Source organism: uncultured Methanobrevibacter sp. (assembly GCF_947170395.1).
GTDB lineage: Archaea > Methanobacteriota > Methanobacteria > Methanobacteriales > Methanobacteriaceae > Methanocatella.
Genome location: NZ_CAMVTE010000030.1, coordinates 17,317 through 27,780 on the forward strand (window position 1 = coordinate 17,317; position 10,464 = coordinate 27,780).

The window sequence follows — 10,464 nt, forward strand, 5'->3', positions numbered from 1 at the left end:
TAAACACCTTTAATTTAATCAATACCTTAATATATTATAATCACTAAAATTATATTAATATATTTATTATGGAGGATATCAATGGACGCAACTATTAAAGTTACAAGTATTCATATTATTTTTGGTCTTATTGCAGCTTTAGTTTCAACTGGCTTGACTGTAGGATGGTTTGGATTTAAAAATGAAGTCTTTGCAGGAGTCATTGCATTAATTATCCTATATTTCGTTGGTCAATTATGTCAAAAGTTAGTTGATGATGAGATTTCAGGATTCTCCCAATGGTTATGGGATGGAATTTCACCATTTTTCTTTACTTGGGTTATCGCATTCACATTATTTGTAATGTACTTATAATCCTCCAAAGAAAATCCATATAAATACTATTAATAATGCTGTAATTAGTAAAACGGGAGCTATTATTTTACTGACGGCCACAACTGAACTGATTGTTGAAATCAATTCGGTTGAATTATTTGGTCCGAAAGTATTCAAACCTTTGATTTTTTCGGTTCCAGTTCCAACTTCTACTTTTTCCAAATCATCTATCGCTTCGCTGATACTTGTTTTTACGTATTCTATTATTTCAGTTCTTTTTGCAATTCCGATTGGATTGTAACCTCTTGAAAGGGTATTGACGGTATGTGTATCGGTTGTCATTACTTCAATTTCATCGATTTCCATGTCCCTTACTGCATCGATAATTTCTTGTCTGAATCCGATTTCCATGTTGTTTGAATCAAAAAGGACATATGCTGTTCTTTGACCGTCAACTTCTATGACCATTGTTTTAATGCCGCTTTCACCTATTCCTTCCTGTTTGTCCAGGGTAGGCATAGGATTTTCATAACATCCTACTTTAATTGAACTTTTATCCTGATTGGCATCAATCTTATCAATAACGTCTATGAGATGGAATACTTCCGCATTGCCCGGCAGAACTTCACCACTTTCAGGTTCAAATGAATTGTGGCAGTCTACAATGATTGAATCCTTAACATTACATTTGCTTCTGCTTTGAGCCATCATTGTAAGGCCCACACCAAATTCAATGTCGTCTACGGCTTCCGGTGCGAATGTGGATAAGATTACCATTCCTTCATTGAAAAATTGGACTCCAATGTTGGCCTTTTCTGCATTGTATCGTACAAACTTGCTTGCATTTGGTGAGTATTCCACTTTGCTTAAACCATTTTTCACAGTATTTTCAATTTTATCTATCTCGGATACTGCAATCGGATTGAAATCGTGAGTTGAAGGGCCGTGTGCAACCATTGTGAAATGACTGAATCTGTTTGCAAGAATTGTAGGCATGTTTGATCCGCCCAAATCACCGAGAGGACCTGGATGAACTGAAGGTGAAATGAATAATGATTTAATACCTTCTTCAGTTTTAAAGCTGATGAATGTAACCATAGTGTCAATGGCTTCGCTCATTGGTTCGAATATTCCTTCAAGGGAATTTGATCCTTCATTCATGTGTGCAATAAACAGGCTTAGCAAATCCAAAACGCCTATTCCAAGGTTCTTTTGGAATGGGGATGCGATTATTGTAATGAATGCATAAATGGCCATTACAAATATTATTGCAGCAACAATGGCCTTTAGGGTTATCTGTAAAATTATAGGTCCCATAAAGCTTGTATCAATAAATAAAAAAGTAATTAATGTATACATTGCCAATATGAGTATTGGCTGGATTAAACCGGTAATTGCAGCTATTGAAAATCTGACTTTGGATGTGGTCCAAAATACCAATGTATTGAACCCATAAATTAAAACACAACCAAATAACATGGAATTCAGGAAAATGTCTGCATGAATAAACCAGGAAACAATGTTTCCTAAAATGATTATTATGCCTAGAAATGTCATTGAAAGAGCAGATAAAAACATTGAGTGTTTTATTTTTAGATTTATTCCATGCAGTCCGCTTATGACCTGCTGGTTAAGGGCTCCACTCATGATTGATGTAATTCCAAAAACAACAATTCCATATACTCCTCCGTAAAGTATTTCTCCTAAAATACTCTGATTAGGTACAAAATCTATTAAATAGCTTAGACTCCCAATTAAAAAACTTATTAGGATCATTCCCATTACAGAAAATCTGGTTTTTGGTAATGTTGTGATGTATTTTGATAGCCCTGCAACACTGCTCATACTTGACATGTTTTTCCTCGTATCTTGCCATTAACTATATTAAATCAAAAATTTTTATATATGTATAGTTATATTTTTATTATAAATAAATTATTATATTGGTGTATAAATGGAAAGAAAGTTGAATGTTCCAATTAAAGATGAAAATTTGGATGAATTGAAAGCTGGTGATGTGGTATATTTGACTGGAAATATACTGACTGCAAGAGACCAGGCACATAAAAGGCTTCTTGAAGAGGGTGCGCCATTAGATATTGATGGAGCGGTACTGTTCCATGCAGGGCCGATTATTTCACAAAATGATGATGAATATAAGATGGTTGCAATAGGACCAACCACTTCCATGAGAATGAATCCGTATCAAAGTGATGTTTTGGATATGGGACCTAAGATTGTCATCGGTAAAGGCGGAATGGATGATACCGTACGTGAAGCGTTAATCAGAAATAAGGCCATTTATGTAGTTGCTACAGGTGGATGTGCAGCATTGTACGTTGATGCTGTTGAAGAAATTGAAAGTGTGGATTGGCTTGACCTGGGAATGCCTGAAGCAATGTGGAATTTAAAAGTAAAAGATTTTGGCCCGCTTATTGTCGCAATGGACAGTCACGGAAATAGTCTGTATGACTGATTATTACTAAAAGCAATACTTATATATAATTTCATTATATAGTATATTTAAATTTAAATTAAAATTTTAAAATATTTTTGGGAAGTGTTATTATGGCTGATATAAATGAATTAGCAGAAAAAAAATTGAAATCAAGAATTAGGAAAATTAAAAAATGCAATAAAGATGAAACAGAAAAACAAAAGTTTTTTGACCAATTGGGTACTTCATTTGAAATATTTTTCCCAAATAAAAAACCTGAAGAACTCAGTGACAGTTTGATTATTTGGACTACTCCTGAAGGAAAAGTAATTGATGCAGAATATTCTTATGAAATACCTGAAAATGAAGAGTTTACATCTATTCAAGTTTCAGAAAAAGATTTAAAAGTTATTTTAGAATCTCTTGAAGATTTTAAATTTGAGTTATCCGAATGATTTTATGATTATTAACAGTTCTCTAGATGAAGTCAAAAAAAGGGAAAATGCTCTTTCAATTATTAAGGGCATAGTTGAAAATAGTGGCAGGTCCAGTCTTTTTGATTTGACAGGTTTGTCAGGTGGTTTTATCGCATCACCTTCTGAACTTAGCCTTTTGGAAACATATGTCGGACCTGCAATTTTTGAAGAGGAATTGCAGGTTGTTGGAAAAGAGCATATGGGTGGAGAAAAAATTCTGCCATTAAATAGGACTTCTTCTGGAATATTGGCTACAATATTAACTCTTGTAAGCAAAAATTCAAGTGTAGTGCATTATCTTGCAAAGCTGCCTGCACATCCATCCATTCCAAGAAGCTGTAATCTTGTCGGTGCAAACTATTATGAAACCGATGTTTTTGAAGAGTTTATAATACCTAAAAATACTTCATTAGTCATTGTTACAGGTTCTACTATGGATCATAAGGTAATTGATGAAGAAGAATTCAGAAAAGTTATTGAAATGGCTCATGATAGAAATATTCCTGTGATGGTTGATGATGCTTCCGGTGCAAGACTTAGAACTGTTGTTTTTAACCAGCCAAAAGCATGTGATTTGGGTGCAGATATTGCAATCACCAGCACTGATAAATTAATGCCAGGTCCAAGAGGTGGACTTATGGCGGGCCGTAAGGATTTGATTGATGAGATTAAAGTTAAAGTTAATCAATTCGGTCTTGAAGCGCAACCGCCTGCTGTTCTTGCAATGCTGAATGGTATTAAGAATTTTGATGAAAGCAATCTAGTCAATAGTTTTTCAAGAAAAGATGAACTGTTTGATTTATTGAATGTGAAATTTGATAATTTCCAAACTACTCCTACAGGAGTCATGATTACTCCTAAAGGTTTGGCAGATGAAATCAAGGTTCAGCACAATTTGTCAAATAATGATCTGGCATTTGTATTGTCATTCATTTTATTAAAGGAATATGGAATCATTACAATTCCTGCAGTTTCAATGCCTGGTGCATCTGCTACAATAAGATTTGATTTATCCACCAATGATGCATTCAATCTAGATTTAAATGATTTATGTAAAAAAATAGAATCTTCAATTAATAAGCTACAGGAAGTAGTTATTAATGAAGATGAATGTAGGGAGATTGTATTTTAGTTTTTGATAACACATTCTCCGGATATTACTTTTTCTAAAGTTCCATCAATTTTTTCAACGATTAGAGCACCTTCCTTACCTATTCCTACAACATAAGCGTCATAGTAAGTGTTGAAAGGTTCTCTTACTTCTACAATTTTTCCAATGGTATATGAACGTTTTCTCCATTCTTTTAAGATGGCTTCATATTCCTTGTTTTGGAAAAGCTCAATGATTTTTTCCATCTCTTCAAAGAAGACTTTGATTAAAAGATTTTCATCTCCTTCTCTGCCGAGTTCCTCTTTAAGTGTTGTAGTTCCTGACTGTAATTCTTCAGGGAATTGGGATATTTCCAAATTGGCATCAATGCCCACTCCAATAATGATGTTTTCAATTGTGTTGAATTTGGCAACAGCCTCTGTTAAAATTCCACAGACCTTTTTACCATTTATCATAATGTCATTAGGCCATTTGATTTCAGGATTTTCAATGCCCACTCGTTCAAGAGCTTTTGCAACAGCAACACCGGTAGCCAAGGTTATTAAGGGTAATCTTGAGTGATCAACACTTGGATTTAAGATAATGGATAACCAAACTCCGCCCAATGGGGATTCCCAGGATTTGCCTGATCTTCCTTTCGCTTTTGTCTGTTTTTCAGAGATAACTACAGTTCCGTTTTCAACATTGTTCATAGATAAAAATTTTGCAACTGTATTTGTTGAGCTAACTTCCTTGAAAATGTAGAGGTTTTTACCAATGAAGTTGGTATTCAAATCTTTTGAAATTTCAGATGCTTTGATGTATTCGGTTTCTTCTTTTCCAAGTTCTTTAACAACATTTGAAAAATCATCTATGTTTATGTTTTTTATTTCACTTATTGTTTCATCAGAAAGTTTATTTTCCTTTTTTAATAAGTTTACAATTTCGTCTCTCATGGATTATTCTCCCAATTATTTTTGCATTTTTTGGGTTTTAATAGCATTTTGGTAAGATCCAACTGCTGCGGAAATTGCAGCTATTTTTTTACCTGGCATGAATGTGGATTTTAATCTGTTTACGTATTCAGCATCCTCTTCAATAACATTAATCATTTCAAGGTCAATACCTTTTTTGTGCTGGTCAATAAAGTGAGTATTCAAATCGCCAGAGAGGAAATTAGGATTTCTCAAAATAGCTTTATGGAATGGAATTGTTGTTTTAACACCTAAAATGACATATTCCTGCAACGCTCTTTTCATTCTGTTGATTGCATCGTCCCTGTTTCTGCCGTATGTGATTAATTTGGAAATCATTGAATCATAAAATGTTGGAATGGTATAATTCATATATACTCCACTGTCTAAACGTACGCCCGGACCTCCAGGTGATCTGTATCCTGTGATTTTTCCAGGATTTGGTGCAAAGTCATTCAATGGGTCTTCTGCATTGATACGGCATTCTATTGCATGGCCGGTAACTTGAATGTCTTTTTGTTCGTAGTTCAGTTCCTCACCTGCAGCAATTTGAATCTGTTCTTTAATCAAATCTGTATTGGTTACAAGTTCTGTAATTGGGTGTTCAACTTGAATACGTGTGTTCATTTCAAGGAAATAATAATTACCGTTGTCATATAAGAATTCTACAGTACCTGCGCTTGTATATCCGATATATTCCGCAGCTTTAACTGCGCTTCCGCCCATTTCTTCTCTTAACTCTTTGGTCATGATTGGAGACGGTGCCTCTTCAAGAAGTTTTTGATGTCTTCTTTGAATTGAACATTCCCTGTCCGCTACATGGACTACATTCCCATGTTCGTCGGCAAGCAATTGGAATTCGATGTGGCGAGGTTTTTCAAGATATTTTTCAATGAATACTGTTGAATCTCCAAAGTTTGTTGCTGCAACAGATTGTGTGGATTCAATTGCACGTACGAGTTCTTCCTCTTCGTAAACTGCACGCATACCAATTCCTCCACCACCTGCAGAAGCTTTTACAATTACCGGATAGCCAATTTGTTTTGCAATATCTTTTGCTTCTTCGATATCGGTAACTCCTTCAGGTGTACCTTCAATAACTGGAACTCCTGCTTTTTTCATGAGAGCTTTTGAAGTGATTTTGTCTCCCATCTGATTAATTACCTTTCCGGATGGTCCGATAAGTTTAATTCCATTTTTTTCACATTCTTCCCCAAATTTTGGATTTTCAGCCAAAAATCCGTAACCTGGGTGTATGGCATCTGCTCCAGATTCAAGAGCAATACCAATAATTTTCTCTATATTTAAATATGATTTGGCAGGTGAAGGGTTTCCTAATGGGTAACTTTCATCAGCATATTTTGTATATAGGGAAGTTTTATCAGCATCAGAATAAATGGCCACACTTTCTATGTCAAGTTCACGACATGCGCGCATAACTCTTATTGCGATTTCTCCTCTATTTGCAATTAATACTTTTTCAAACATATGAAACCTCAAAGTAATTTTTTTGTTAAAATATATAATTCCTTTACAATAATATAATATTATATTAGATAATTATTAAATTTGTTGATTTATATGAAAATAATTACACGCAAAAAACATCTTGAAATGAGACTCCAATCAGTTCCGCCACATCCAAAACCTAAAGTTGGTCTTGAACAGTATACCACTCCATCAGTAATTGCATCCGATTTGATTTGGAATGCCTCTTCTTTAGGAGATATTGAAAACAGGAATGTTATGGATTTGGGCTGCGGTAGCGGAATATTTACCATTGGCTGCGGATTGATGGGTGCAAATATGGCTTGTGGTATAGATATCGATGAAGATTCCATTCAATTGGCCAGACAGACTTCAGATAAATTGAAACTGGACAACGTATGCTATAGGTTGGAGGATATAAATCAATTAGATGATTCGTTTAATGCAGATACTGTAATTCAAAATCCCCCTTTCGGATCTCAAAAGAAAGCGGAACATGGTCAGGATTTGAAATTTGTCAAAAAGGCCTGTGAACTGGGCCCTGATGTTTTATATTCTTTTCACATGGCTTCAACGGAAGAGTTTTTGTCTGACTACTATAATGACAATGGTTTGAATATCACCTATATATTTAGGTATGAGTTTCCAATTCCTAAGATTTATGAGTTTCACAAAAAAGAAAATCGGAATGTTGATGTAATTGTTATCAGGGCATTGTTGAATTATTAAATTTAAAAAAATTATGCTTTTTTTATTTTTTTTATATTATGAAACAATACATTTATATACTGCTTGTTACATATTCAATATTAATATATTCTCTGAGTATAAAAAAGTTGGTAGCATAAAAAGAAGCTACGGATATTATAATTGATATAATATTTTGTAAATGTGTAAGTCTATTTAGTGATAGCTATATAAATGTAGGGTAATCTTTATATACTTTACTTTACATATTGTTTAGTAATGTATAAAGATGAGCTATCTATATTTATTCCAAATTCATTTCTTTCTGAGTCTAAAGATCTCAAAATTCGTACTTATAAAGTAGGGATTTTAGGAAGGGCTTTAGCTATTTTTCAAGCAGATAATGTGATTATTTATAATGATAATCATGATAAAAATGAAGATGGAGAACTAGATGGAGATTTTATTGCTGAAGTTTTGGATTATATGAATACTCCTCAATACTTGAGGAAACAAGCATTTCCTATTAAACCGGAACTGAAGCATGTTGGAATTCTTCCACCGCTTAGGACTCCTCATCATCCTGTTAATAATCAACCTGACGTCGGTGATTATAGACAAGGTTTCACTGTTAAGAGAAATAAGAAAGGAACTTATGTTGATATAGGTATGGATAAACTTGCATTCTGTAAAGAGCAACTTACTGTCAAAAGAATTTTTGACTTTAAGATAACTAAAATTGCTAAGAAAGAAGTAATAGTCACACCTGATAAACCAGATGACGTTTACTGGGGATATAATGTAATATCCTCTAATAAGAGTCTTAAAAATAGCTTAAAATTAATTAAACCTGATCTTGTTGTGGAAACTACAAGATATGGAGATTATATTGATTCTATTTTTGATGAATTAAAACATAAAGTAGATGAATGTAAAAGTATTGCTATTTTATTTGGTGGCCCTTATTCTTCAATCGAGGAAGATGTTTCCAATCCGAATTGGGATTTATTTAAGGTAAATACCATTCCTGGACAGGGAACTGAAACCGTCAGAACTGAAGAGGCAGTTGTCGCTACACTTTCTTTATTTAACTTTATGAGATTTTAATTCTCTTTGATTTATTAGTTATACACGCTAATAGATAACTTGCTCAACTTTTTATACATTAATGTTTTTAGGGCTCGCCTAAAAATATACTTCGTGCAGAATGATTTATACATTGAATATGTTCTTCATTGTGCTTCAATTGATTAAAACTCAATGGAATATATTGAAATTTGATATTTATCTAGTCATAAACTTGTTTGTGGCTATTTATCATTTAGATGAAGTTATTTCATCAAACTTGTCTAATAGCTTTTTATTTGGCTATTGGAATGAAAAAATTTAAAATAATTGAAAATAAAGGAAAAATATTAATAAGGAGGTTAAATTAAATGGTAAGACATCACCAGCCAAGAAAAGGGTCTGTTGCTTTTAGTCCAAGGAAAAGAGCAGCTAAAGAAACCCCTAGAGTAAAATCTTGGCCTCAAATTGATGAACCAAAATTACTCGGCCTCGCAGGTTATAAAGTCGGTATGACTCATGCTTTAGTCACTAATACTGATAAAAACTCTCCAAAGAACGGTATGGATGTTTTCACTCCAGTAACCGTATTGGAAGTACCTCCAGTCGTAGTAATGGGAATTAGAGCTTATGAAAAAACTTCTCGTGGTTTGAAAGTAATCACCGAAGTACTTGCAGACAATTTAGATCAAGAACTTTCAAGGAAGATTTCCCTTCCTAAAGAGTATAATAAATCTGAAGCTATTGCAAAAATACAAGGTGCATTAGAAAACACAGAAGAAATTAGGGTTTTAGTACACACCAATCCAAAAGTAACTAGCGTACCTAAGAAAAAACCTGACATATTCGAATGTGGAATTGGAGGAGCAAATCCTGAAGAAAAATTAAATACCGCATTAGAATTATTAGGTAATGAAGTAAAAGCTAGCGAAATCTTCAATGAAGGAGAATTTGTTGATGCAATTGCAACTACAAAAGGAAAAGGATTCCAAGGTGTAGTTAAAAGATGGGGAATTAGAATTCAATATGGTAAAGCTGTTAGAGCAGGTAAAGGTAGACACGTAGGTTCCATTGGACCTTGGACACCAAGAAGAACCATGTGGACTGTTGCACAAGCAGGTCAAATGGGTTACCATAAAAGAACTGAATTCAACAAAAGAATTTTAAAAATTGCATCAGCTGATGAAGTTGACCAAATCAACCCAGATGGTGGATTTGTAAAATATGGTGTTGTTAAAAATGATTATGTCTTAGTAAAAGGTTCCCTTCCAGGTCCTTCCAAAAGATTAGTTATCTTAAGACAACCTATCAGACCTAATAATAAAGCTGAGGATATACCTCAAATTAATTACATAAGTACAAAATCTAAACAAGGGGTATAATCATGAAAGTAAACGTTTATTCTATTAATGGGGAAGTAAAAGAAGAAATTGAACTTCCAGCTATTTTTGATGAAGTATATAGACCAGATTTAATCAAAAGAGCTGTACTTTCAGCACAATCCGCTAGAGTACAACCATGGGGTAATGACCCAATGGCAGGTAAAAGAACTTCCGCTAAAGGATGGGGTTCAGGTAGAGGTACCGCAAGAGTACCTAGGATTAAAAATGGTTCTAAAGCAGCTTTCGTACCAATGGCTATTGGTGGTAGACAAGCACATCCTACTAGAGCTGAAAAAAATCATCACGAAAAAATCAACATAAAAGAAAGAAGATTTGCAATCAGATCTGCTGTTGCAGCAACTACCAATAAGGAAATTGTTGAAAACAGAGGTCACAAAGTAGCAGATTTAGAACAAGTTCCTATTATTGTTGAAGATGAACTCGAATCTGTAAAAACCACCAAACAAACTCGTGAAATTTTCGAAAACTTAGGTGTTTACGACGATGTCATCCGTGCTAAAGAAGGTAAAAGAATCAGAGCTGGTAGAGG

11 protein-coding genes are annotated in these 10,464 nt (G+C 33.9%); 8 read left to right on the forward strand and 3 right to left on the reverse strand.

Annotation, left to right across the window (positions count from 1 at the left end; translation table 11 throughout):
* Positions 1 to 81: 81 nt before the first annotated feature.
* The gene (locus Q0W04_RS08425; protein ID WP_298502003.1) at positions 82 to 354 is read left to right on the forward strand and encodes a hypothetical protein; all 273 of its coding nucleotides are present in this window, start codon (positions 82 to 84) and stop codon (positions 352 to 354) included.
* Here Q0W04_RS08425 and Q0W04_RS08430 read toward each other — a convergent pair.
* The gene (locus tag Q0W04_RS08430) at positions 349 to 2,169 is read right to left on the reverse strand and encodes a DUF2070 family protein (protein WP_298502005.1); all 1,821 of its coding nucleotides are present in this window, start codon (positions 2,167 to 2,169) and stop codon (positions 349 to 351) included. The genes Q0W04_RS08425 and Q0W04_RS08430 overlap by 6 nt on opposite strands.
* A 100-nt stretch (positions 2,170 to 2,269) precedes the next feature.
* On the opposite strand from Q0W04_RS08430, the gene Q0W04_RS08435 reads away from it, so the two are divergent.
* The 3 genes from Q0W04_RS08435 (at position 2,270) to Q0W04_RS08445 (ending at position 4,360) form a co-directional block, all read left to right on the forward strand.
* Positions 2,270 to 2,791: a FumA C-terminus/TtdB family hydratase beta subunit gene (locus Q0W04_RS08435; RefSeq protein ID WP_298502008.1), complete on the forward strand. Its 522-nt coding sequence runs from the start codon at positions 2,270 to 2,272 to the stop codon at positions 2,789 to 2,791.
* Positions 2,792 to 2,883: 92 nt separating this feature from the next.
* The gene (locus Q0W04_RS08440) at positions 2,884 to 3,207 is read left to right on the forward strand and encodes a hypothetical protein (RefSeq protein ID WP_298502011.1); all 324 of its coding nucleotides are present in this window, start codon (positions 2,884 to 2,886) and stop codon (positions 3,205 to 3,207) included.
* Positions 3,208 to 3,211: 4 nt separating this feature from the next.
* Entirely contained in the window at positions 3,212 to 4,360 is a 1,149-nt protein-coding gene (locus Q0W04_RS08445; protein ID WP_298502014.1) for a TIGR03576 family pyridoxal phosphate-dependent enzyme, read from the forward strand.
* Here the strand turns inward: Q0W04_RS08445 and Q0W04_RS08450 are convergent.
* Both Q0W04_RS08450 and Q0W04_RS08455 read right to left on the reverse strand, forming a co-directional pair.
* Positions 4,357 to 5,274, reverse strand: coding sequence for a biotin--[acetyl-CoA-carboxylase] ligase (locus Q0W04_RS08450; RefSeq protein WP_298502017.1), 918 nt, complete (start codon positions 5,272 to 5,274; stop codon positions 4,357 to 4,359). The genes Q0W04_RS08445 and Q0W04_RS08450 overlap by 4 nt on opposite strands.
* A gap of 15 nt (positions 5,275 to 5,289) precedes the next feature.
* Positions 5,290 to 6,780, reverse strand: coding sequence for an acetyl-CoA carboxylase biotin carboxylase subunit (locus Q0W04_RS08455; protein ID WP_298502019.1), 1,491 nt, complete (start codon positions 6,778 to 6,780; stop codon positions 5,290 to 5,292).
* A 93-nt stretch (positions 6,781 to 6,873) separates the two neighbouring features.
* Between Q0W04_RS08455 and Q0W04_RS08460 the strand changes: the two genes are divergently transcribed.
* From Q0W04_RS08460 to rplD, 4 genes are all read left to right on the forward strand, one after another.
* Positions 6,874 to 7,509, forward strand: coding sequence for an METTL5 family protein (locus Q0W04_RS08460; protein ID WP_298502021.1), 636 nt, complete (start codon positions 6,874 to 6,876; stop codon positions 7,507 to 7,509).
* Positions 7,510 to 7,746: 237 nt separating this feature from the next.
* The gene (locus tag Q0W04_RS08465; protein WP_298502025.1) at positions 7,747 to 8,574 is read left to right on the forward strand and encodes a putative RNA uridine N3 methyltransferase; all 828 of its coding nucleotides are present in this window, start codon (positions 7,747 to 7,749) and stop codon (positions 8,572 to 8,574) included.
* Between the two features lie 329 nt (positions 8,575 to 8,903).
* On the forward strand, positions 8,904 to 9,914 hold the full coding sequence (gene rpl3p, locus Q0W04_RS08470) for a 50S ribosomal protein L3 (RefSeq protein ID WP_298502029.1): 1,011 nt from the start codon (positions 8,904 to 8,906) through the stop codon (positions 9,912 to 9,914).
* A gap of 2 nt (positions 9,915 to 9,916) precedes the next feature.
* A partial coding sequence (gene rplD / locus Q0W04_RS08475; protein ID WP_298502032.1) for a 50S ribosomal protein L4 occupies positions 9,917 to 10,464 on the forward strand: 548 nt, incomplete at its 3' end.